This is a genomic window from Acinetobacter sp. V104_13 (assembly GCF_031798995.1).
GTDB classification, from domain to species: domain Bacteria; phylum Pseudomonadota; class Gammaproteobacteria; order Pseudomonadales; family Moraxellaceae; genus Acinetobacter; species Acinetobacter pittii.
Genome location: NZ_JAVQNP010000012.1, coordinates 63547 through 87076 on the forward strand (window position 1 = coordinate 63547; position 23530 = coordinate 87076).

20 protein-coding genes are annotated in these 23530 nt (G+C 40.1%); 10 read left to right on the forward strand and 10 right to left on the reverse strand.

What is annotated here, in order from left to right; all coding sequences use genetic code 11:
* Positions 1-41: 41 nt before the first annotated feature.
* Complete coding sequence (locus RMB06_RS03060) at positions 42-2939, reverse strand: valine--tRNA ligase (protein ID WP_032006531.1); 2898 nt, start codon at positions 2937-2939, stop codon at positions 42-44.
* Between the two features lie 196 nt (positions 2940-3135).
* Here RMB06_RS03060 and RMB06_RS03065 point away from each other — a divergent pair, with 196 nt between their 5' ends.
* The 3 genes from RMB06_RS03065 to RMB06_RS03075 are packed head-to-tail and all read left to right on the forward strand — an operon-like array spanning position 3136 to position 5127.
* Entirely contained in the window at positions 3136-3807 is a 672-nt protein-coding gene (locus RMB06_RS03065; protein WP_311078265.1) for a hypothetical protein, read from the forward strand.
* A gap of 25 nt (positions 3808-3832) precedes the next feature.
* Complete coding sequence (locus RMB06_RS03070) at positions 3833-4639, forward strand: SDR family NAD(P)-dependent oxidoreductase (protein ID WP_005064503.1); 807 nt, start codon at positions 3833-3835, stop codon at positions 4637-4639.
* 53 nt (positions 4640-4692) lie between these two features.
* Positions 4693-5127 (forward strand): nuclear transport factor 2 family protein, encoded by a 435-nt coding sequence (locus RMB06_RS03075; RefSeq protein WP_311078268.1) that lies wholly within the window; start codon positions 4693-4695, stop codon positions 5125-5127.
* Here RMB06_RS03075 and RMB06_RS03080 read toward each other — a convergent pair.
* From RMB06_RS03080 to sdsA, 8 genes are all read right to left on the reverse strand, one after another.
* Positions 5124-5558, reverse strand: a complete 435-nt coding sequence (locus RMB06_RS03080; RefSeq protein WP_002116525.1) for a YbjQ family protein — start codon at positions 5556-5558, stop codon at positions 5124-5126. The genes RMB06_RS03075 and RMB06_RS03080 overlap by 4 nt on opposite strands.
* A 7-nt stretch (positions 5559-5565) precedes the next feature.
* Positions 5566-5916: a YbjQ family protein gene (locus RMB06_RS03085; protein WP_000927245.1), complete on the reverse strand. Its 351-nt coding sequence runs from the start codon at positions 5914-5916 to the stop codon at positions 5566-5568.
* A gap of 108 nt (positions 5917-6024) precedes the next feature.
* Positions 6025-7476, reverse strand: coding sequence for a multidrug efflux RND transporter outer membrane channel subunit AdeK (adeK, locus tag RMB06_RS03090; RefSeq protein WP_002116015.1), 1452 nt, complete (start codon positions 7474-7476; stop codon positions 6025-6027).
* Positions 7476-10652, reverse strand: a complete 3177-nt coding sequence (gene adeJ / locus RMB06_RS03095) for a multidrug efflux RND transporter permease subunit AdeJ (protein ID WP_002116419.1) — start codon at positions 10650-10652, stop codon at positions 7476-7478. Before adeJ ends, adeK begins: the two co-directional genes overlap by 1 nt.
* 12 nt (positions 10653-10664) lie before the next feature.
* A complete protein-coding gene (adeI, locus tag RMB06_RS03100) occupies positions 10665-11912 on the reverse strand; it encodes a multidrug efflux RND transporter periplasmic adaptor subunit AdeI (protein ID WP_005064514.1) in 1248 nt (415 codons plus the stop codon).
* 24 nt (positions 11913-11936) lie between these two features.
* The gene (locus RMB06_RS03105) at positions 11937-12563 is read right to left on the reverse strand and encodes a phosphatase PAP2 family protein (protein ID WP_005064516.1); all 627 of its coding nucleotides are present in this window, start codon (positions 12561-12563) and stop codon (positions 11937-11939) included.
* Positions 12564-12746: 183 nt separating this feature from the next.
* Positions 12747-14807: a site-specific recombinase gene (locus RMB06_RS03110; RefSeq protein ID WP_311078274.1), complete on the reverse strand. Its 2061-nt coding sequence runs from the start codon at positions 14805-14807 to the stop codon at positions 12747-12749.
* A gap of 14 nt (positions 14808-14821) precedes the next feature.
* A complete protein-coding gene (sdsA, locus tag RMB06_RS03115; RefSeq protein ID WP_002116233.1) occupies positions 14822-15799 on the reverse strand; it encodes an All-trans-nonaprenyl-diphosphate synthase in 978 nt (325 codons plus the stop codon).
* A gap of 441 nt (positions 15800-16240) precedes the next feature.
* Here sdsA and rplU point away from each other — a divergent pair, with 441 nt between their 5' ends.
* The 7 genes from rplU to RMB06_RS03150 all read left to right on the forward strand — a co-directional run bounded on the left by rplU (position 16241) and on the right by RMB06_RS03150 (position 22028).
* Positions 16241-16552, forward strand: a complete 312-nt coding sequence (gene rplU / locus RMB06_RS03120; protein WP_000271409.1) for a 50S ribosomal protein L21 — start codon at positions 16241-16243, stop codon at positions 16550-16552.
* Between the two features lie 18 nt (positions 16553-16570).
* Positions 16571-16828: a 50S ribosomal protein L27 gene (rpmA, locus tag RMB06_RS03125; protein WP_002116037.1), complete on the forward strand. Its 258-nt coding sequence runs from the start codon at positions 16571-16573 to the stop codon at positions 16826-16828.
* Between the two features lie 239 nt (positions 16829-17067).
* Positions 17068-17763 (forward strand): outer membrane lipoprotein chaperone LolA, encoded by a 696-nt coding sequence (gene lolA, locus RMB06_RS03130; RefSeq protein WP_004789378.1) that lies wholly within the window; start codon positions 17068-17070, stop codon positions 17761-17763.
* Between the two features lie 116 nt (positions 17764-17879).
* Positions 17880-18680 (forward strand): RsiV family protein, encoded by an 801-nt coding sequence (locus tag RMB06_RS03135; protein ID WP_068929415.1) that lies wholly within the window; start codon positions 17880-17882, stop codon positions 18678-18680.
* Positions 18681-18798: 118 nt separating this feature from the next.
* Complete coding sequence (gene serS, locus RMB06_RS03140) at positions 18799-20070, forward strand: serine--tRNA ligase (RefSeq protein ID WP_005072887.1); 1272 nt, start codon at positions 18799-18801, stop codon at positions 20068-20070.
* Between the two features lie 67 nt (positions 20071-20137).
* Positions 20138-21511: a siroheme synthase CysG gene (gene cysG / locus RMB06_RS03145; protein ID WP_311078279.1), complete on the forward strand. Its 1374-nt coding sequence runs from the start codon at positions 20138-20140 to the stop codon at positions 21509-21511.
* Between the two features lie 43 nt (positions 21512-21554).
* Complete coding sequence (locus tag RMB06_RS03150; protein WP_005072891.1) at positions 21555-22028, forward strand: tRNA (cytidine(34)-2'-O)-methyltransferase; 474 nt, start codon at positions 21555-21557, stop codon at positions 22026-22028.
* Between the two features lie 60 nt (positions 22029-22088).
* On the opposite strand, the gene RMB06_RS03155 is transcribed toward RMB06_RS03150, so the two are convergent.
* Positions 22089-23530 (reverse strand): PT dipeptide repeat lipoprotein (locus RMB06_RS03155; protein ID WP_311078282.1); only part of this gene is annotated, 1442 nt, incomplete at its 5' end.

Below are 23530 nucleotides of genomic sequence, written 5' to 3' on the forward strand. Positions count from 1 at the left end.
TCAGCCCTTTATATTACAGATGAAATTGTGAACTTTAAAGCTTAAAGCGCAGCAATTTGCTCCATGTTCGCTTTAACTTTCTCTAACTGAGCAGCAAACTCAGCAAGCTTCGCTTTTTCACCTTCAACTACTGCTGCCGGTGCTTTAGAAACAAAGCCTTCATTTGCAAGTTTGCCCGCGATTTGGTCGTGTTGCTTTTGGATTTTATCTAAATCTTTTTGCAAACGAGCAAGCTCAGCTTTAGGGTCAATTAAACCTTTCATTGGTACAAATACCGATGCATGGCTAACAACGCTAGAGCAAGACAAAGGTGGCTCTTGGTCTTTATTCAAGAACTCAATGCTCTCAACTTTAGCCAATGCTTTGAACAATGCTTCAATACGAATGATTTGTTCACGTTCAGCGTCCGATGTATTTTGAAGTAATACTGGCAACAAGCGCGCATTACCTAAGCCTAACTCACCACGAATGTTACGTACTGCACCAATCAAACCTTGAAGCCATTGCATATCTGCTTCAGCTTGTTCATTGATTTTCGCTTGCTCAGGAATAGGGTATTGAGCAGTCATAATCGTTGGGCCGCCTTGACCAAGCATTGGTGCAAGAGTCTGCCAGATTTCTTCTGTCAAATATGGCATAAGTGGATGAGCCAAACGCAATGAAGCTTCCATGACTGCAAGCAATACACGGCGTACTTCAGCTTTACGTTCTTCTGAAACTTCTGCATCGTTTAGAACCGGTTTAGTTAACTCAACATACCAGTCACAATATTCATTCCAGATAAAGTCGTAAATCGCTTGAGCAGCAAGGTCTAAACGGTAAGTTGCAAATGCTTGGTGTACAGCAGCTTCAGCTTTTTGTAGACGGCTGATGATCCATTGTTCTGGAAGTTCCCATAGATCAGGGCGAGCTTGTTGACCAACAGTTTGACCTTCAACATTCATGAGAACGAAACGAGTCGCGTTCCAGATTTTGTTACAGAAGTTACGGTAGCCTTCAACACGTTTTAAGTCGAACTTAATGTCACGACCAGTATTTGCAAGCGCACAGAATGTGAAACGAACTGCGTCAGTGCCGTAAGCATTAATGCCTTCTGGGAACTCTTTGCGCGTTGATTTTTCAATCTTCGCAGCATCTTTCGGGTTCATTAGGCCTGTTGTACGTTTAGCAACTAAGCTTTCTAAATCAATACCGTCAATCAAGTCTAATGGATCAAGTACGTTACCTTTAGACTTCGACATTTTTTGACCTTCACCATCACGTACCAAGCCGTGAACGTAAACAGTCTTAAATGGAACTTGCGATGAACCATCCTCATTTTTCATGAAGTGCAAGGTCATCATGATCATGCGGGCAACCCAGAAGAAAATGATGTCAAAACCAGTCACCAACACATCTGTTGGGTGGAAAGTTTTTAAGAAATCATTTGCTGCGTCTTTTTGTGCGTCGCCAGTCCAACCTAAAGTTGAGAATGTCCAAAGTGCAGATGAGAACCATGTATCAAGTACGTCTTCGTCTTGTTTAAGTTCAACGTCAGCAGCGATGTTGTTTTTCGCACGTACTTCTTCTTCGTTACGGCCTACATAGATGTTGCCATTTGCATCGTACCAAGCTGGAATACGATGACCCCACCAAAGCTGACGTGAAATACACCAGTCTTGAATGTCACGCATCCACGCCATGTACATGTTGCTGTACTGCTCTGGAACAAACTTAATACGGCCATCTTGAACTGCTTCAATTGCAGGCTCAGCAAGAGGTGCAATTTTTACGTACCATTGGTCAGTAAGTAATGGCTCAATGATCACACCTGAACGGTCACCGCGTGGCGCTTTTAAGTCATATGGTTGGATTTGATCTAACCAGCCTTCAGCTTCAGCTTGGGCAACTAGTTTTTTACGTGCTTCAAAACGCTCTAAACCAGCATATTCCGCAGGTGCAGTAATGGTTTTAGAAATCTGTTCGCCAGCTTTTGCAATATATTCAAACTCACCTAAAACTTCGGCGTTTTTGTTGAAGATATTGATAATTGGTAAGCTATTACGTTTACCTAGGTCATAGTCATTGAAGTCATGAGCAGGGGTAATTTTTACACAGCCAGTACCGAAGTCTTTTTCAACGTAGTCGTCGGCAACGATTGGAATTAAACGACCCGTAATTGGCAATACGATGTTTTTACCAACAAGGTGCGCATAACGCTCATCTTCAGGGTGAACAGCAACAGCAGTATCACCAAGTAAAGTTTCAGGACGAGTTGTTGCAACGACTAAATAGTCTTTGCCGTCTTGAGTTTTAACTGATTTGTCTTCAAAGAAATATTTAAAGTGCCAAAGTGAGCCTTTTTCTTCTTTGCTTTCTACTTCAAGGTCAGAAAGTGCTGTTTGAAGTTTAGGGTCCCAGTTTACTAGGCGCTTACCACGGTAAATTAAACCGTCTTCGTGCAAACGAACGAATACTTCTTTAACTGCGTTTGATAAACCTTCGTCCATCGTGAAGCGTTCACGTGACCAGTCTACCGAAGAACCTAAGCGACGAATTTGTTTAGTGATTGTGCCGCCAGATTGTTCTTTCCATTCCCAAACTTTTTCAATGAACTTTTCACGGCCTAAGTCGTGACGAGTTACACCTTGTAAGCCAAGTTGACGCTCAACAACCATTTGAGTGGCAATACCAGCATGGTCTGTACCTGGTTGCCACAAAGTGTTTTTACCCATCATGCGGTTATAACGGGTGAGGGCATCCATAATGGCATTGTTAAAACCATGGCCCATGTGCAAACTACCAGTGACGTTTGGTGGCGGAATCATGATACAGAATGATTCACCGTGACCAGAAGGTTTGAAGTAACCTTGTTCTTCCCACGTTTTGTACCACTTCTTTTCGATCTCGGTCGGATCGTATGTGGTTGCAATATTTTGAGCGGTTTGAGCGTCAGTCATAGTAGCTTAGATCGAATATGCATAAAAAATTGCATCTATTGTAGCAAAAAAATGCCTCGAAATTAATGTGCTGAAAACAGATAAACGGTTTTGTATTTTTTTCAAAAAACGGTAGATTTATGAAAGATGGATCACAATTTAATCGTGTGGCGACACGGCACAAAAATTACAAAAGAATTGAAAAAGGATGCTGCTGATGAGTTATGAAGTTTTTTTGAAAATTTCCGATTCAACTTATACCCAATTCGAGGCTATTCGGCAAAAACTGCATGATGGGGTAAGCCAAAGTCAGGCAAAAGTTTTGGGGGATGTATTGTCTGATCTTTCTTGTGAAATTATTGAGCAGGTTTTTTCTGTGCTTTTACAGTCAGGAAATGCAAGCATGTCTCCAAAACAACAGGCTGAGACTGAAAAAGTTATTCAGCAAGTTTTAGAGACTTTTCGAAAATACATGCCTTGGTCGGTTTCATTCTTTGGAAATGAACGTCTTTTACCCTTAGTTGACTACATGACCTCTCTCATGAAAGAGCAAGGGCAGCAAGTTTATATTACCTATCCGGTCACGCTTCAACTGGTGCAACAAGCCCAAACCCTTACCCAGCAAATTCGTGACGGTAATATGCAAAGCATTACGGCTGCATTTGAAACACTCATACAAATTGTGGATTTAGGCGTAACAAGCCTAGTACGTGAACCTAAAAAGCGTTTAAAATTTAATTTGGTTGTCGATAAAACTCTTAACGGAGTCATCAACATGACGACGCATTTGGGCTATAAACGTTTGGAAAAATTAGGGACACAGGTCGATCAGACCACAGCAACTCATTATATCAACCACTTTTTGGCCTTCATGCATCAAGCAGCATAATTTAAAAAGATAATAGGAACATCACATGGCCAAACTTGATACTTTGCAAAATAAAGTGGTATGGATTACGGGCGCATCTTCTGGTTTAGGTAAGGCTTTAGCAGGAGAGTTGGCTTTACAAGGCGCAAAGTTGATTTTAACCTCACGTCGTTTTGAAGAATTAGAAGAAGTTCGGGTTGGTTTATTAAATCCCGATCATCATTTGTCTGTCGTTGCAGATATTACTGATGAAAAGCAGGTTCAAGAGGCTTACAAGCAGATTTTAAAGGCGAAAGGCCGTATTGACTGGCTCATCAATAATGCAGGTTTAAGCCAACGCGCTTTAATTAAAGATACGACAATGGCAACCGAACGCGCCATTATGGAAGTCGATTATTTCTCACAAGTCGCGTTAACTAAAACCGTATTACCGACCATGCTAAAACAAAAGTCTGGCCGAGTTGTATTTGTGTCGAGTGTGGCGGGTTTATTGGGAACACAGTACCGTGCAAGCTACTCGGCTGCTAAAGCGGCAATTCACATGTGGGCAAATAGTTTACGGGCTGAGGTCTCAGATCAAGGTGTCGAAGTTTCAGTTATTTTCCCTGGTTTTGTAAAAACTAATGTTTCTTTTAATGCACTCAATGGTGCAGGGGAACCTCAAGGCCACCAAGATGAAGCAATTGAAAATGGTTTAGAGGCAGATGTTTTTGCAGAGCAGGCTGTAAAAGCGTTAGTACAGGGTCAAGAATATATTGTTGTGGGTGGGGCCAAAGAAAAATTAGGTGTGATGGTTTCTCGGATGTCACCAAAACTTCTTTATAAAATGATTCGGAAAACAAAAGTAAAATAAAAAAGTGATTTTGCCGTGCTAAATTGGTGAAAAACCCGCATAGAAGGTTCACCATGGATCAGGATTATCACCGTATTTTAGAAGTCGTCACGCGTTTTCAATTGGTCTTTGACCAGAAAAATTGGGACGCTTTTGATGAGTTGTTGGCAGATCAACTTGAGGTGGACTATTTCCAATTTAGAGGAGAGCCTTTGTGTGTCGTGTCTTGTCATGAATATAAAGGCTCTCGGCAGCAAGCCTTATCCCATTTACGACTACAGCACAATTTGAGCAATCCTCTGGTTCGAATTGAACAAGATCAAGCATGGCTAGAATGTAATTATCAAATTTATCGTTTTTCAGAAAATGATTATTTTCATTCTTTTGGTCATTATTATTTTACTTTGGCAAAACAACAAGACCAATGGAAAATTACCCGAATTTGCCAACACTTAACTAAAAATATTGGCAATCCGCGCATTCATTTTTCTGAGGTTGGGCAGTATTAATCTTTAACTGCTGTTCCATAAGCAAAAACTTCGACCATTCCGCCTTGCATACCAAGTTCGGTTGTACTCAACCGAACTCCCATAATATGAGTAGCACCGACACTTTGAGCTTGTTGTTTTAAACGTACAATTGCCTCTCGGCGAGCGCGTTCAACAATACTTTCATAACTGGTTAGTCTTCCACCTAAAACATTTTTTATAGATGCCAATACATATTTAAAGTAATCATGAGAAATCACAACATTACTGCTAATAAAGTGGCCTAGTTGATCACTTGTTGCAAAACGATTGGTATCAATTCTGATATGGGCAAATTGTTGCTCTTTTTCTAGAAGTTCATTCAAATGTTTTCGTTCAATATGGCGGCCAAAAGCCCAACCAATACTGAAAAGAATGAGAAAAATAACAAGCTGAAAAATAAGATTATCCATTTTCTACCTATGCATTAAATGGATCGGGTAGATGAGGTGCTTGAGGCTGCACAACCACTGCTGTGCCATACACAAATAACTCAGAAGCACCTTGTGCAATATTGGAAGTTGAAAAGCGAATACCCACAATTGCATTCGCACCAAGCTGTTGGGCTTTTACAATCATACGCTGCATGGCTTCTTGGCGAGATTCTTCTAATAATTCGGTATAACCCGTAAGTTCACCACCCACAATATTTTTTAAACTCGCCATCAGGTCACGGCCAACATGCTTACTACGAACGGTACTTCCGTAAACAACATCCAGCTGCTTTAAAATTTGGTGGCCTGGAACACTTTCTAAATTACTCAATAACATTGTTTTTTATCAATCTAAATTCTTAAGGTTTCAAGATAAAAAATATTCAGATGAGTTGCAATAAAAAAGCCCACCGAAGTGAGCTTTTGTGAATAAGTTATTTAAAACTTATTGCTTTTTAAGTTCAGCACTAGATGGTTGATTAACCACTGTATCTGAAGTATTTGCTTTTAAACCACCACCTAAAGTTTTGTATAACTCGATTTGGTTGTTTAAGTTTGCTTGTTGAAGCAATAACAAACCTTGTTCTGCTGAATAAGATGAACGCTGTGCATCAAGAACTGTCAAGTAACTATCAATACCAGCACGGAAGCGGGCATTTGAAAGTGTGTAGTTGCGGTTAGTTGCTTCTACTAGACGTTGTTGAGCTGTTAAACGCTCACCAATGTTGGCACGAGTTGCAAGCGCGTCATTAACTTCGCGGAACGCAGACTGAACTGATTTTTCATAATCAGACAATGCAATTTTCTGATCAGTTTCAGAAATTTTCACATTGGCACGACGAGTGCCCCAGTCAAAGATTGGTAAGTCTAAGCTTGGACCAATTGACCATACAAAACCACCAGACTTAAATAGATCACTTAAGTCAGTTGATGCATAACCTGCAGAACCCGTTAAGCTAATGGTTGGGAATAAACGTGCTTTTGCAGCACCGATATTCGCACCAGCAGCGCTTAAGTTATATTCAGCAGCTTTTACATCTGGACGGTTGTTAAGTAAGTCGCTTGGTAAACCCGCTGTAAATACATTTTGTTGCGTAATGCGTTTTACAGGTTGGGTTGGTAACAAGTTTTGTGGAACTGATTGGCCAACTAACAAGTTCAACAAGTTTTGCGCTTGAGCAATCTGTGTTTTGTAGTTCGCTACATCATTACGTGCAGTTTCTACAGAAATCTGTGCCTGACGTAGTGGAACTTCACTATCGATGCCCACATCAAAACGTTTTTTGTTGAGATTGTAAGAATCTTGCTGTGCTTTAAGCGTTTGCTCTGCAAGTCGTAAGTTGGCAGTTGCAAAAGAATAGTTCAACCACGCTTGAGCCACTTGACTGATTAGACTGATTTGAGTCGAATCACGTGCGCTTTGCGTTGAAAGATAACTATCTAACGCAGCATCTTTTAAGCTACGTACGCGGCCCCAAAAATCAAGCTCATAGGCAGTTACACCCAGACCTACTTGATAAGTAGAGTAGGGGTTATTCGGATCACGGCTTTGAGAAACCTGACGAATTGCACTACCACTTGCTCCGATTGTTGGAAGCTGATTGTTCTGTGTAATTCGATATTGCTGTTGAGCACGTTCGATATTGAGCGTTGCTGTACGTAAGTCGCGGTTGTTGGCAAGTGCCAAATCAATCACTCCGAGCAAACGAGGGTCAGCAAAGAACTGTTTGTAACCCTGTTCAGCAATAGACGTACCAGAAGCGCTATATGCATAGCTTTGTGGAATATCGGTTTTCACGACTGGTTCTGGGCCGCGCATGCTTTGACAAGCTGCCAAAGCAAGCGCAAGTGCAGATACCGCAATGCTACGACCTGAAATAGACCATACGTTTTGCATCACGATTTATGCTCCTGAGTGTTTATGGTTTTTGGTTTGTACTTAAAGATACTACGAATCCACACATAGAATACAGGGATAAAGAAGATACCTAAGAACGTTGCACTGAGTACGCCACCGAGTACACCGTAACCAACAGAGTGCTGACTTCCTGCACCTGCGCCTGTTGAAAGGGCAAGCGGAAGTACACCGAAACCGAAGGCAAGGGTAGTCATGATGATTGGACGTAAACGCATTTTTGCAGCATGTAAAGTTGCTTCAATCAGGTCTTCACCTTTTTCCTGCAGCTCTTTTGCGAACTCAACAATCAAGATCGCATTTTTTGCAGAAAGACCGATTACCGCGATCATCGCTACCTGGAAGTAAATGTTATTTGAGAGATTTGGATCTCCTTTAATAATCATACCCAAGTAAGTTAATACGATTGCACCAATAATACCGAGTGGTACTACAAGTAAAACCGAGAACGGAATAGACCAGCTTTCATACAATGCAGCCAAGCAAAGGAAAACGATTAACAATGAAAGCGCATATAAGAATGGAGCTTGAGCACCAGACTCACGTTCTTCAAGTGATAAACCTGTCCATTCATAGTCGAAACCTTGTAAACCCATAGATGGTAACTTAGCAATAATTTCTTCCATCGCTTTCATCGAGTCACCAGAGCTCACGCCAGGTGCAGGTGTACCTTGAATGTTAACCGATGACACGCCGTTATAACGTTCAAGACGTGGAGAACCATATGTCCATTCGCCAGTAGCAAATGCAGAGAATGGAACCATTTCGCCTTTGTTATTACGTACATACCACTTATTTAAGTCTTCAGGCATCATACGGCTACCCGCATCACCTTGAACATAAACTTTCTTCACACGTCCACGGTCAACGAAGTCGTTAATGTATGAGCCACCCCATGCAATACGCATTGTATTGTTAATTTCGGCAATACTCACACCCATGGCACCAGCTTGAGCTTGGTCTACATTAATTTGATACTGAGGTGTATCTTCTTGACCATTAGGGCGAACACCCACAAGACGTTTATCTTGTGCAGCCAAACCTAAGATCGTATTACGTGCAGCAATAAGTTTCTCATGACCTTGACCACTTGAATCTTTAAGTTGCAAGTTGAATCCGGCTGTTACACCGAGTTCAGGCATTGCTGGAAGCTGTAATGGCATGATGTAAGATGCGTCTTTAACGATCATATTCAATGCCATACCACGCTGAATCAATGCGCCAATTTGAGTTTCTGGTGAAGTACGTTCACTCCAGTCTTTCAATTTAACGAAGCCAATACCAGCATTTTGACCAACACCTGTGAATGAGAAGCCCGAAACGGTGAAAATAGATTCCACTGTATCTTTTTCATTCATAAAGAAGTTTGTCATGGTGTCAATCACTTTACCTGTACGGTCAAGCGTCGCATTTGGCGGTAATTGAACAAGCGTCATTACCACACCCTGATCTTCTTCTGGTAAGAATGAAGATGGGAGTTTTTGGAACAAAAACACTAATAAAGCAATAACTACAGCGTAAAGCACGCCAGAGAAGATTTTGCCCTTAAGCATGCGGTTAACACCATTTTGGTAGCTATGCGACATGCGGTCAAAACCATTGTTAAAGCCTCTAAAGAAACGAGCAAAAATATTATTGCTTGGTGCTTTGTTAGGGTCATGCTGTTTTAAAATGGTTGCACAAAGTGCCGGTGTAAATGTTAACGCTACAATTAACGATAGGACCATTGCTGTTACAAGGGTAATCGAGAACTGACGGTAAATTACACCAGTTGTACCACCAAAGAATGCCATTGGTACGAATACCGCTGTTAATACGCTTGTAATACCAATTAACGCGCCAGAAATCTGTTGCATTGATCGTGACGTTGCCGTGACCGGATCGGTATGCTCTTCACTCATAACACGTTCGACGTTTTCGACCACAACGATGGCGTCATCGACCAGAAGACCAATTGCCAATACCATGGCGAACATGGTTAAGGTGTTAATTGAGAAGCCAAAGATATTAATAACAGCGAATGTACCTAACACAACAACAGGTACAGCAAGTGTTGGAATAATCGTTGCGCGCCAGTTCTGTAAGAACAAGAACATCACAATGAATACTAAAACTACCGCTTCAATTAATGTGTGTACAACACTTTCAATTGAAAGACGAATAAATGGAGTCGTGTCATAAGCTAGTTTATCTGCAAGACCTGTTGGATAGTTCTTACGTAATTCAGATAAACGATGTTCAACAGCTTCTGCGGTATCAAGTGCGTTAGCACCAGTTGCAATTTTAATTGCAAGACCACCAGCAGGTTTACCGTTAAACTTCGAGTCAAACTGATAGTTATCAGAACCTAACTCTACACGCGCAACATCTTTTAAACGAACCTCAGCACCAGATGCTGTGTTCTTCAAGAAGATATTTTTAAACTGTTCAGGTGTTTGCAGCAAACTTTGTGCATTCACTGTTGCGTTAAGCACTTGACCTTGTACAGCTGGCGCACCACCTAATTGACCTACTGCTACTTGTGAGTTTTGCGCTTGTAAAGCTGTCGCAATATCACTAGGAGTAAGTTGATAACTGGTTAACTTAGCTGGATCAAGCCAAATACGCATTGCGTATGAACCACCAAAGACCTGTACCTCACCCACACCAGCAACACGGCTAAGTGGTTCTTTAATTGATGAGTTTACATAGTCTTTAATGTCTGAATCAGAAAGGCTGTTATCTGGTGAGTAAAATGCAATAACTTGCAAGAAGCTTGCGCCAGATTTAGTTACTGTTACACCTTGACGCTGTACATCTTCAGGTAAAAGCGCAGTTGCAGATTGCAGTTTGTTTTGAACCTGAACCTGTGCAATATCTGGATCAATACCTTGTTCAAAGTTTAATTGAATAGAAGCCTGACCGTTACCAGCACTGTTAGATGAAATGTAACGTAAACCATCTAGACCATTCATTTGTTGTTCAATGATTTGGGTTACAGTGTTTTCAACAGTCTCAGCAGATGCACCAGGATAAGTTGCAGCAATTGTAACTGTCGGTGGTGCAATCGTCGGATACTGTGCAATAGGCATTTTTGTTAGCGTGAGAATACCCGCCAACATAATGACTAATGCAATCACCCACGCAAAAATGGGGCGATGAATAAAAAATTGTGCCATTCAATCTACCCCTTATGCATTAGATGCTTTCTGTTCTGCTTGAGGTTTACCTGATTGAGCCGGTTTTGTCGCATTTGGAGCTGCACCTTGTGGATTCGCTGGTTGAGCTTGGTAAGGTTTTGCTGAAACTTCTTGCCCTTCTTTAACTTTGGCAACACCGTCAACAATCACTTTATCACCAGCTTTAAGACCGTTAGTCACAATCCAGTTTTGTCCTTGAACACCAGAGGTTTCAACAGGACGACTCTCAACAGCACCTTTGGCATTAACAAGCATTGCTACAGCTTGACCTGTAGGTAAACGTGTAATTGCAGCTTGAGGAATCAGGTAAGCATTAGGAACTACACCTTGAACAATCTGTGCAGTGGTATACATGCCTGGAAGTAACAGATGATTCGGGTTCGAGAATACGGCACGTAAAGTAATTGTTCCTGTATCCTGATTTACAGAGGCATCAGAGAAAGCAAGTTGTCCTTCGATTGGGTAAGTTGAACCATCTTCGAGCTTCAATTTCACTTTCGTGTTGTTACTATTGTTCAAACTACCTTTGCTAAGTTGTTGACGTAAACGTAATAACTCGGCACTAGACTGGTTAATGTCAACATAGATCGGATCTAACTGTTGAATCGTCACTAACGGTTCAGTTTGGTTAGCAGTGACTAAAGCACCTGCTGTTACAGAAGAACGTCCAGACTGACCAGAAATTGGTGAGCGAATTGTAGAGTAGCCAAGATCAACATTTGCATTAGTTACTTGAGCTTTTGCAGCAGAAACTTGTGCTTCGGCAACATTAACCTGACCAAGTAAGTCGTCATATTCTTGTTTAGATACAGCATTACTTGAAACAAGTTGCTTATAACGGTTTAACTTAGTACGTAGTGAAGCTAAATTTGCCTGTTGTTGTAAAAGGGTAGCCTTTGCATTTTCAAGCGTTGCACGGTTCGTTCGAGAATCCAGTTCATATAGAGCCTGTCCTTCACGAACGTAACTTCCTTCAGCAAACAAGCGTTTTAAAATCACACCACTTGTTTGAGGGCGAACTTCAGAAATTTGATATGCTGAAGTACGGCCGGAGAGTTCAACGCTTTGTTCAACACTTTGTGGTTGAGCAACAATAACACCTACTTCTGCAGGCGGCATTTTCTGAGCAGCAGCAGCTTGCTGTTTCTCATCGGAGCCTTTGCTACAACCAACAAGTGCGATACTTGTTGCTAATGCGCAAGCAGTAAGGGCAGGAGCCCAAAGCTTAGCCGACATCATTGTTCCACCTCGTTTAGATAAAATCTAAAAATATATTTGTTTTCTACTTAACCTACTTTGTGTTTGTAATAACCAGAGCCAAAGCAGTGCAATCCAAATAAAACCTATGCCCCAACCGGCGAGTACATCTGTTGGAAAATGAACTCCAGCATATATTCTTGAAAGCCCCATGCAGATAAACCAAAGACAGGAAATCAAAATGATATAAGGAGAGTTAGTGTTGGGCTTATGGCATAACATTATCATTGCCATACAAGCCAGTGTTGATGCATAAACACTATGTGCACTTGGGAACGATGCACCATAACTTTCGACAATATGATATACCTGTGGAGGTCTTGGACGGTCAACACACCACTTGAGCAGCCAACCCGTGATGATACTGCCAAGAACACCCACGCTAATGAAAATAACAGTAATATATTTTTTATACCATGCTTGATATATACACACCAATAAGGATAAAAAACATACAAAAGGCATACCACCTACACGTGCTAGAAAGGTCGTAATAGAGTTAAGATAATCTGATCGATTTTCACTCAATATTTGAACGGTGAGAAGATCCAAAGATTGAAGTCTTGGTACAAAAAGACCAAGAACACCTAATCCTAAAAAAATACAACCAATAAAAAGCAATAAATAGGGCATGTATATACCTTTGCTTGTTCAAGCAGTGTCTACTACTGAAAGCTGTTAAAAGTGTACTTGCCAGTACACTTTTTTTCAAGCCTGATAGATCATCGTAAATTCATTTTGAAAATTTTTTAACATTTGGAAAAACAATCACAACAAAATTGACGAAAATCACATTTTGTGTACAAAGCAAAATTCTTAGTGGTCTGCTTTTTTCCCGTTATTTGTTGAGGTGTTTTCTTCAAGTTCTAATGGTTGTTTTGGTGGCCAGAAAAAATCGCTTGGACGAGTTAAAAAATGGGTCATGACCAATTTGGCTAAAGGTTTCCATTGTTCAAAGCGGACTCGACGCGCTCGTAATGCCACAATAATCGTTAAGGTGAAACTCACAAATAAGTTGGTGAGACCAATACATAACACACCAAGAAAGGACACGATAATCAGTCCGATATCTGGGCTGCCGTTAATAGTCATTAAACCTTGAATAAAGTTAGCAGATGCAAAGGCAATATGGCGGATATCTAAAGGTAGACCTAGGATAAAGCCTATGGTCCCCATACTTCCTAGCATAATACCGAATAAGAAGTTACCGGCTAACGCACCTAAATTACGTTCAATATATTCAGCAAAACGGTTAAGGCGATCTTGCCCAAACCAGCTAGCTAAACGGCGATGTGCTCTTAGACGCGGGCCGACTTTTCGGTAAACAGCCATGTTGTCAAAGTATCCTGCAATGAGACCTGACAAAAACAGACATACTCCAGCAATTGCCGCATGTGGAACTGCTAATGAAGTAAAGGGGTTTAAGCTGTGTAGAAGATAAGTTGCTTTAGTATGGGTTAATAACGGTTCATCAAGATAAAATTGCCATGCAAAAGTGATGAGTGCCGCAGTAGGAATCGCAATTGAAATATTGCCCAAAATAGCAATAAATTGCGTTCGGATAATATTAATAATAAGAGCCGCTAACTCTGCAATTTGAGCCGTTTTAGAGCCTTTACGTTGCTGCACTGTTGCAGCAAGAGCCGCTGCCGTCATAGCGGGTTGCTTGGTCGCAACTGTAAAATGCAGAACATGAATCAGAATGAAACCTAGGGAATAATTCATACTGAAAGTAAAGGCTTGCATGAGCGGGGCCATTGTCATTCTTGCAGCAAGAATTTTTAAAGATGCCATAAAGGCAATAATGACACCTGCACCAGCGGCAGCTTTATACATTCCCCAAAAGCCTTTGGTATCTGTACTTACGTAATGTTCACCTGTTCGGCTAGCATTTTCTGTTACCTGAAAGGCAATGAGTTCACTGGTCGTACTGAGTAATGAGCGAACACTTTTTTCGCTGTAATGTGCCTTGGTTAAATCGGAAATCAGATGTCCTAAAGAAATATATTTTCCTTTAGTGTTATCTACGACCAGATAAAGTAATAACTCAATTCGATCAAGACATTGCTCAAGTAATGATAGTAAGTAAGTCAAACTTAAGCTGACACCAATTCTTTTGGTCGCACGGCGAATTTTTAAAACCACATCTCGGCATTGTTCCAACATAACAAATGCTTGTGATGCATCGGGCGGGGAAATAACTGCAATCTCATGTTCAGAAACTTCTTGCTTTTTATACTTTTCAATAAACTCAATAATTTCACGGTTCTGAACTAAAAACGGTGACTCATATTCTGTTAATTCTGGTTGAGCATTAATAAATTCGGGATAAAGACCAATTCCACTAATTCGATAAGATAAGACTGTAATGGCTTTAATCATTTCACTTTGGATGACTAACTTCTCATCGACATTACTTTGGCTTTGCCCAATAAGGCTAAATAAATTTGCCCAATCTTCATCATCAATATTATTGAGCCAAATTTTGTCACTTTCTAAATAGAAAATTTTACCAATTAATATTTTGAGTTGGCTTGCATCTTCTATTAAAGGTAAAAAATGTGCTCCGAGTCTTTGCCCAAGTTGGTTCCAGAAACCATCTAAAGACAAAATTCCACTATCAGCATATAAACTAACTTGCTTATAGCGATTAATTAAACGTAATAAAAAAGTTTGTAGTAAAAAGGGCGCTGTAGGTGTGCGCAAAAGACTTCCAATAAAAGCCTGTATTTTTTTCTTAATTTCATCCGTATCTTGTGGGTTGGATGGTCGGATGACATTGACGAGTTCAATCAATAGATTTTCATCAATGACAGCTTGAGGATCCTCAAGCTGCTTCTCTATTTTTAAAAAAAGATCTGAAAAATTTATATGCATAGGCAAAATAATATCTATTGTATTCGATGTAACGCAAGCTGAGTTAAGTTAATCAAAGCCTGACGATACGGTGTATCGGGTAGGTTTGATAAAGCTTGCAGTGCTGCTTCTGTTTCTTCTTGGGCACGTTGGTTGCAATAATCTAAAGCACCAGACTTCTGTACAATTTCGATGACCTGAGATAGTTGGTCTACTCCACCAGTTGCGATACTGCGACGAATAATCGCATGCTCTTCACCTGTTGAGCGTGCTAATGCAGAAATTAACGGTAAAGTTGGCTTACCTTCCATTAAATCATCACCAATATTTTTACCTAATGTTTCAGCATCAGAGGTGTAGTCTAAAATATCATCAATGATTTGGAATGCATTACCAAAATGACCGGCAAACAACCTTAATGGTTCACGGTACGCTTCTTGCCCTGCCAAAATAGCAGCGCCTTCTGTAGCCAGCTCAAACAGGCGAGACGTTTTACCATGAATAATTTTTAAATAAGTTTCTTCAGTTGTATCTGGTTGATGCTGTGATTGAAGTTGTAATACTTCACCTTCAGCAATTTCACATGTACCTGTTGAAAAGTCTTTCAATAAAGTCATGTTGTTTAAATCGACCAGTAAATCGAAAGCACGAGCAATCAGGAAGTCGCCAACTAAAACGGCTGTTTGATTGTTCCATGTTGCATTGGCTGTAGGGCGACCACGACGAAGCCCAGATTCATCTACCACATCATCATGGACCAGTGTCGCGGTATGCAACATTTCAATGATTGCAGCTAAACGCTGTGCATTTGCCATGTTATCTAAACCACAAGCACGTGCTGCAAGTAAACACATGATTGGGCGCATACGCTTTCCGCCAGCTTCAACGACATGTTTGCTGACAGACATGACTAAACCGACTTTTGAGCTAATTCCTTCATTAATCAAGTGATCCATCGCAGCGAAGTCTGAAGCAACAGGCGCAAGAATGTCTTGCTTGAAATCGATGACCATATGAAGAAAAACCCCGTATTGGTAGATAAGTGGCATTAGTGTATCAATTAAAGATGTGTTGCATAGCTTAACAAGTGGCTGATATTAATCATTTCTATTGTTTTTAAGCGTTTTTTGTTCTTTATTTAAGCAAAATACGATGTTTTCGACAAAACAATAAATTTAATGACATCAGCATTAATACAACTTGTTCTTGACGCAATTTGTGTTTGGAACTGTATTTTAATTTTCATTCAGAATCAATGAAAACTGCTAAATTCCAGTCCAAGCTGTTTGATTTTGTAAGAATAGGGGATCATGCTTTACTGATAGATAGAAAATACTTGTCGTTTGATCAAATTTCACTTAAAATCTGTCGCCTTGTATAACCCCAGTGGCGATCGTTTTAAGATCGATATATCCCTTTATCGACACGACGACACGGGCTGATTGGAGTACATTATGTACGCAGTAATCCAAAGCGGTGGTAAACAGCACCGTGTAGTTGAGGGTGAAACCCTTAAAGTTGAATTATTGAAAGCTGAATCTGGTGCGACTATTACATTTGATGATGTATTAATGGTTGTAAACGGTGACAACATTCAAATCGGTGCTCCAGTTGTAGCTGGCGCTAAAGTAACTGCAGAAGTGATTGGTCATGGTCGTCACGACAAAATCCGCATCATCAAAATGCGTCGTCGTAAACACTACCGTAAACAACAAGGTCACCGTCAATGGTTCACTGAGTTGAAAATTACTGGTATTTCAGGCTAATCACGAGGAGTAAGAGACATGGCAACTAAAAAAGCCGGTGGATCGACGAAGAACGGTCGTGATTCAAACCCAAAAATGTTAGGTGTTAAAGTTTACGGCGGTCAAGCTGTAACTGCTGGTAACATCATCGTTCGTCAACGTGGTACAGAGTTCCACGCTGGTGCAAATGTTGGTATGGGCCGTGACCATACTTTATTTGCTACTGCTGACGGCGTAGTAAAATTCGAAGTGAAAGGTCAATTTGGCCGTCGCTACGTAAAAGTTGAAACTGTATAAGTTTTAGCTCGAAAAAAGCCCACATTTTGTGGGCTTTTTTTATGGCATTTATTTTTATTCATCTTCATCATGATGAATGAAATTCTACAAACAACATGAATAACATAACAAAATATCTTATTTTCTCAATGATTAGCACAGAGTTTGTCGGTTAATATGAGTCTTGAATTAAGAGCTTACTCAGTTTCATAACTTTGAAAGAGAGTAAGTTGTCTTACAGCAACTAAAAAGGTGATGACATGAATATGCTTCGTAAAACTATGTGTGCTATTACACTTAGCGCGTCAGTGCTTGCTCCTGTAATGAGTACTACAGTGTTTGCTGCGCCTGTAGCAGCACCGGAGCAACAGGCAATTGGGAACCTGGTTAATCAGTTATCAGGTTTACAGCGTTTGACTGCCGACTTTGAACAAACAACTAAAGCCAATACAAAAACTGTGGCACAGAAAAAGAGTTTAAGTGCACAGCATATGAACCAGACATTTAAAGGCTCAATGAAAGTTGAGCGTCCGGGGAAATTTTATTGGGAAACAGTAAGTCCTGCTAAACAAACTATTGTAACGAGCGGAAAAACAGTTTGGATCTATGATCCAGATTTACAACAAGCGGTCCGCCAAAGCTTAGATGATCAGGTTGCAGATACACCAGCATTATTACTCTCTGGTAATACCAACCAAATCATGAAGTCTTATCGTGTAACACAACCCGATAAATCTAAACTTTATTTCACATTATTCCCTAAAAAAGAAGATGGGGCATTCCAAAGCTTAACGATTAGCTTCGGAGCAAATAAAGCACCTACACTTATGGTATTACAAGACTCATTAGGTCAAACCACCTATGTACGCTTTAAGAACGTTAAAGTAAATGCTTCAATTCCGGCATCAGTCTTTAACTTTACACCTCCAAAAGGTACAGATGTTATTGACCAATAATTAAAGCCTCTTCAAAAAAGCTACCGTAAAAGGTAGCTTTTTTTATATAAGAGAAACAGATACATTTTTTAACCCCGTCTTATTCTTACGCTTTGTATAGTGTTAGAGGTATATTCATGGGGATTATTATGCGACTTTACGATAAGAAAATTATTTGTATTCTTCCATTAATGGCTGCAATGGCAATTGTGACTGGTTGCCAACCAAAGTCAGCAGCCAAAGAGGAGCAGGCTGCTTCGACTGCAAAAGTTAAAGAAACGAAAGAGGCTGGTGTTCCTGTAATTCAAGCAAAAGTAATCCCAGTAAAATTGCCAAAATCAAAAGTTTGCTTAGAAGATGGTTGTACTGAGTATGATTTTCAAACAGTACAGACCAATCAAAAATGGATTAATGATTACTTCACCAATCGTATAAAGAAAGCAGATCCGAATGCTTTTGCAAATTTAGCCGATCAACCAGTTGAAGTACCTGAAGGTGAACCAAGTTCAAGTCAGAGTGCAATTTATGTTCGCTATTTAGGGCAAAACTATAACCTTGCCACCTTTGCATTACAGACTTATTCGTACTCAGCTGGTGCCGCACACGGCATGTCTCATCAAGAATTTGTAAATTTTGATTTATTAAATAAAAAGCACATTACTGTTGCTGAACTTATTCAGCCAGATGTTGAAAAACAATTGGTTGATGCTCTTTTTGAAGCAAATACAAATTGGCTTCAAGCACACAATATTAGCCGTGAAAAACTTCAGCTAAGCGATAATTTCTACTATGGTGCTAATGGCATTGTATTTGTCTATCCAATTTATGAGCTGGCTTCATATGCAGAGGGAATGTCTGAATTAACGCTGCCATATTTTGAAGCGGGTAAGTTCATTAAACCTGAGTATTTGCCAAGTGTGCCAAACTATAACTTTTAAAATAAGTGATCTATTCTAAGAATTGTGTGAAAGCTATTCGTTATGAAGATGATCACTATATTTTTTAGTGTTAAGGCCTTACACTATAGCCAGTTTTTTACCCATATTATGATTGATTATGATCGACCCTAAGTTACTCAGAAATAATATTGAAGCCGTTAATGCGGCTTTGGCAAAACGCGGTGTTCAATTAGATGTTCAAGAATGGGCTTCTTTAGAAACTCGCCGTAAAGATTTGCAATCAAAAACTGAAAAATTGCAGGCAGAACGTAATGCCGGTGCAAAACAAGTGGGTCAGATTAAAAAATCCGGTGGTGATGCTTCTGAAATCATGGCGCGTATGCAAGCCATTGGCGACGAAATTAAAGCTGCTGAAGTTGCTTTGTCAGAGTTACAAAACGAGATTGAACAAAAAGCGTTGAGTATTCCTAACTTACCAGATGAGTCTGTTCCTGCTGGTAAAGATGAAGATGATAACGTTGAAATCTCAAAATGGGGTACGCCTCGTCAGTTTGATTTTGAAATCAAAGATCATACTGATTTAGGTGAGTGGATGGGTGGTTTAGAGTTTGAAACCGCTACTAAATTGACTGGTTCACGTTTTAGCGTATTGAAAGGTTCTTTAGCACGCCTACAACGTGCATTAACACAGTTCATGCTTGATACCCATACTTTAAAGAATGGCTATACAGAAGCTTACGTGCCTTATTTGGTCAATGCTGATTCACTTCGTGGTACTGGTCAGTTGCCAAAATTTGAAGAAGATTTATTCAAACTTCAAGGTGAAAAAGAATATTACCTCATCCCTACAGCAGAAGTTCCAGTTACTAACTTCGTTCGTGATGAGATTATTGATACCGAACGTTTGCCTTTAAAATATGCAGCGCATACGCCATGTTTCCGTAGTGAAGCTGGTTCTTATGGTCGTGATACCCGTGGTTTAATTCGTCAGCATCAATTTGATAAAGTTGAGATGGTGCAAATCGTTAAACCTGAAACATCTATGCAAGCACTTGAAGAGCTTACTGCACATGCTGAGGGCATTTTGCAGGCACTAGGTTTGCCATACCGCAAGATTTTGCTTTGTGGTGGTGACATGGGCTTTGGTGCAACTAAGACTTACGACTTAGAAGTTTGGGTTCCAAGCCAAAATACTTATCGTGAAATCTCTAGTTGCTCTAATATGGGTGATTTTCAGGCACGCCGCATGAAAGCACGCTACAGAATGGATCAAAAGAAGACCGAATTGGTGCACACACTAAATGGTTCTGGTCTGGCAGTTGGACGTACTTTGCTTGCTGTAATGGAAAATTACCAACGTGAAGACGGTTCTATCGAGATTCCAGAAGTATTACGCCCATATATGGGTGGTGCAACGTTTATTGACTAAGCTTTGCATCTAAATTGTGCACGGTTTTTGCTTAATCCAAATCAGATGATTAATGTAGAGGTTTAAGGTGGATATTTTTCCAATCTCTTTAAAGTTGCAACAGCAACATTGTCTGATTGTAGGTGGTGGGCATATTGCATTGCGCAAAGCAAACCTTTTAGCCAAAGCGGGAGCAGTAATCGATATTATTGCTCCTGCAATTGAAGAGCAGCTTTTACAGTTAGTCAAAACGACAGGCGGAGAGTATTTTGCCGAGTCCTTTGCTGAAAAAATATTAAATACACCATATCGATTAGTGATTGCTGCAACTAATGATGCACAAGTGAATAAAGCTGTTTTTGAACAATGTGAAGCGCGTAATTTATTGGTCAATAGTGTTGATGATATTCCACATTGCCGCTTTATGGTTCCAGCTATTATTGATCGTTCTCCGTTAATTATTTCTGTCGCTTCAAATGGTGCATCACCAGTTTTATCAAGACAACTTCGTACTCAAATAGAAACAATTGTGCCGCATGGCATGGGTAAGTTGGCTGAGTTTTCTGGTCAGTGGCGTAAGCAGGTAAAAGAAAAAATTCCCAATCCAGATGAGCGTCGGATTTTTTGGGAAAACCTCTATGCTAGCCCATTTAAAGAACAAGTTTTCAATGACAATTTAGAAGTTGCAAATGGTTTGATTCAGCAAGCCTTAACAGAATGGACTGCACCTAAAGGTGAAGTTTATTTGGTAGGCGCTGGACCGGGTGATCCAGAGTTACTGACACTAAAAGCATTACGTCTTATGCAGCAAGCTGATGTTGTGATTTATGATCGTCTTGTTTCTGCACCCATTTTAGAGCTTTGCCGTCGTGATGCGACTAAAATTTATGTCGGTAAAGCCCGTTCAAATCACTCCGTTCCCCAAGATGGTATTAATGCTTTACTAGTTGAATATGCTCAAAAAGGAAAGCGTGTTTGTCGTTTAAAGGGTGGTGATCCATTTATCTTTGGACGTGGTGGTGAAGAGATTCAAGAGCTCGTTGAGGCGAATGTCACTTTCCAAGTTGTACCAGGTATAACAGCAGCATCAGGCTGTTCAGCTTATGCGGGTATCCCATTAACACATCGTGATTATGCACAAAGTGTTCGTTTCTTGACTGGGCATTTAAAGGAAGGTTCACCTGAACTTCCTTGGAATGAGTTGGTTTATGAAAATCAAACTTTGGTTTTATATATGGGGCTAGTTGGTTTAGAACGCATTTGTGAGCAACTTATTGCTCATGGTCAACGTGCTGATATGCCGGTAGCTTTAATCTCTAAGGGAACCACACCAGACCAGAAAGTTGTAGTTGGAACATTAGCTGATATCGCAACAAAAGTGTCTGAACATCATATCGTAGCACCGACTTTAACCATTATTGGTGAAGTGGTGAATTTACGTGAACAGTTAAAATGGCAATAAGTTCATTTGAGTTTATTGCTGGTTATTAAAGTCGAGAAAATTTGTGATTCATGTTGTCCTATACGAGCCTGAAATTCCTGCCAATACAGGCAATATCATTCGTTTATGTGCTAATACTGGTGCACAGTTACATTTAGTCAAACCTTTAGGTTTTGAATTGGATGATAAAAAGCTCAAACGAGCAGGTCTTGATTATCATGAATGGGCACGTATGCAAATTTGGGACAACATAGAACTTTGCCTTGCCGACTTGAAAGCTAAAGGGGTTGAGCATGTTTTTCCACTCACCACTAAAGGTTCTGCAACTCCGCATACAGTTGATTTGAATCGACCTGTGGCTTTACTGATGGGGCCGGAAACACGCGGTTTGCCTGAGCATGTTCGCTTGATGTTTCCACAAGAACAGTGGATTCGTTTGCCAATGGCTGAAAACTCAAGAAGTTTAAATTTATCTAATGCAACGGCTGTGATTGTTTATGAAGCATGGCGTCAGCAGGGTTTTAAAGACTTAGGATAAGTTAATAGTTTTTAAATAAAAATAAGGCCACAGTTGTGGCCTTATTTGTTTTTAGATGTCTTATTTAGGGAAAACAACACCACTTGCTAAATCATAATTTGTTGGTGAGTTGGTATAGACCGATCCAAGTCGAACTGCAAAGAACCAGCCTAATGTACCTTGGTCTTGAATCCGATTTTCAAAGATATAAGGCTCATCTGTTTCGGATGCAGCATCTTCAATAAATACTTTATATTCAATAGGTCCTGTATTTTCACTGTCGCGCTCAAATAGATAACCATCAATATTAAAGAAGCCTAGGTTATTGTTCGCGTCAACTAATCTATAACCTTCAGCCGCTTGTTCTTTAAGAAGTTTTTCAAGTTTAATTGCATCATCCTTGTTGAAAGGAATATGTTGTGGAACTTCAAAATAACGATATGCATAGGTTCCGTTATGGGTACTGCTATTTACGCAAGTAGGTACATAGAAGGTTCCATTCGTTGTGCCATTATTAGTGAATTCTGAGTTTGCGTAAATTAGCTTACAACCTTGTGCACCAAGTTCATTGAAGGCATTTAGAATACTTGTGCGAGAAGTGTTGGTTAAGAAGCGATTAGAATAAGAATATGTTGCTGGTTTCTTATCATTTTTCACAAATAAATATTTATCTGTATCAGATGTAACCTCACCAAATGAAAGCTTATATATATAGCCTAAGCTACCTTGTTTATTTAACTCATTCACCCATAGTAAATAACGATTTGCTACTGAATTAGTTTTAACATCAACTGTTTTATAGGTATATGTATCAGTTGATTTATTATTTTTGACATACAGATTTTTATACAGCGTAAAGCTTCCATCTGGATTATCTAAACTGACTGAGGGCGTGAGAAGGGCGTAGCCTTGGCGTCCTTGATCATTAAGTTGACTTAATACGTCTGCCCAAGATTCCTTATTATTTCCTAGTCTAAAACTTGCTGTTGCCAATACTTGAGTTGGCTTTTGCATGCTTGCTGGTGGAGTTGTTTTTGTGAAGCAGGTATTTGTGAGATCAAAGTTTGCTTGCTGCAAATAATTATGTATCGCATTTGGTTCATCTGTAGGAACTAGACAGAATTGGTTTGCATTTTTAAACCCTAGAATAGCTGGCTGTTTCTGCGTTAGCTTTCCTGCTACTACAAGCTGCCAATCTACTTTGTTATAGCTTGAGGTTTGTACTGTCTGAGGTGCTCCAATATTTGAAACCAGACTAAAATCTTCAGCTTGGCGGTAACTTGCAACAATGTTACCTGTACAGTTCGATTCATTCTCATAACGTACTGTTTCACTGGCAAATCGCACGCTGTTATCAGAAACCTTAATGACATTCATTTTTAGAGCAGAGCCGTTAATACAACCTCCTTTGCCTGCTAACCAACTTCCAACAAAGCGATCCGCTACACTTGTTGGTGTTGGTGTTGGTGTTGGTGTTGGTGTTGGTGTTGGTGTTGGTGTTGGTGTTGGTGTTGGTGTTGGTG

What these genes read in the sequence shown, in the direction of transcription:
- rplU (WP_000271409.1), top strand. Translation starts at nt 16,241, where the DNA reads ATGTACGCAGTAATCCAAAGCGGTGGTAAACAGCACCGTGTAGTTGAG.
- RMB06_RS03070 (WP_005064503.1), top strand. Translation starts at nt 3,833, where the DNA reads ATGGCCAAACTTGATACTTTGCAAAATAAAGTGGTATGGATTACGGGC.
- sdsA (WP_002116233.1), bottom strand. Translation starts at nt 15,799, where the DNA reads ATGGTCATCGATTTCAAGCAAGACATTCTTGCGCCTGTTGCTTCAGAC.
- serS (WP_005072887.1), top strand. Translation starts at nt 18,799, where the DNA reads ATGATCGACCCTAAGTTACTCAGAAATAATATTGAAGCCGTTAATGCG.
- RMB06_RS03060 (WP_032006531.1), bottom strand. Translation starts at nt 2,939, where the DNA reads ATGACTGACGCTCAAACCGCTCAAAATATTGCAACCACATACGATCCG.
- RMB06_RS03080 (WP_002116525.1), bottom strand. Translation starts at nt 5,558, where the DNA reads ATGGATAATCTTATTTTTCAGCTTGTTATTTTTCTCATTCTTTTCAGT.
- adeK (WP_002116015.1), bottom strand. Translation starts at nt 7,476, where the DNA reads ATGCAAAACGTATGGTCTATTTCAGGTCGTAGCATTGCGGTATCTGCA.
- RMB06_RS03085 (WP_000927245.1), bottom strand. Translation starts at nt 5,916, where the DNA reads ATGTTATTGAGTAATTTAGAAAGTGTTCCAGGCCACCAAATTTTAAAG.
- lolA (WP_004789378.1), top strand. Translation starts at nt 17,068, where the DNA reads ATGAATATGCTTCGTAAAACTATGTGTGCTATTACACTTAGCGCGTCA.
- RMB06_RS03065 (WP_311078265.1), top strand. Translation starts at nt 3,136, where the DNA reads ATGAGTTATGAAGTTTTTTTGAAAATTTCCGATTCAACTTATACCCAA.
- adeI (WP_005064514.1), bottom strand. Translation starts at nt 11,912, where the DNA reads ATGATGTCGGCTAAGCTTTGGGCTCCTGCCCTTACTGCTTGCGCATTA.
- adeJ (WP_002116419.1), bottom strand. Translation starts at nt 10,652, where the DNA reads ATGGCACAATTTTTTATTCATCGCCCCATTTTTGCGTGGGTGATTGCA.
- RMB06_RS03135 (WP_068929415.1), top strand. Translation starts at nt 17,880, where the DNA reads ATGGGGATTATTATGCGACTTTACGATAAGAAAATTATTTGTATTCTT.
- RMB06_RS03075 (WP_311078268.1), top strand. Translation starts at nt 4,693, where the DNA reads ATGGATCAGGATTATCACCGTATTTTAGAAGTCGTCACGCGTTTTCAA.
- rpmA (WP_002116037.1), top strand. Translation starts at nt 16,571, where the DNA reads ATGGCAACTAAAAAAGCCGGTGGATCGACGAAGAACGGTCGTGATTCA.
- RMB06_RS03110 (WP_311078274.1), bottom strand. Translation starts at nt 14,807, where the DNA reads ATGCATATAAATTTTTCAGATCTTTTTTTAAAAATAGAGAAGCAGCTT.
- RMB06_RS03105 (WP_005064516.1), bottom strand. Translation starts at nt 12,563, where the DNA reads ATGCCCTATTTATTGCTTTTTATTGGTTGTATTTTTTTAGGATTAGGT.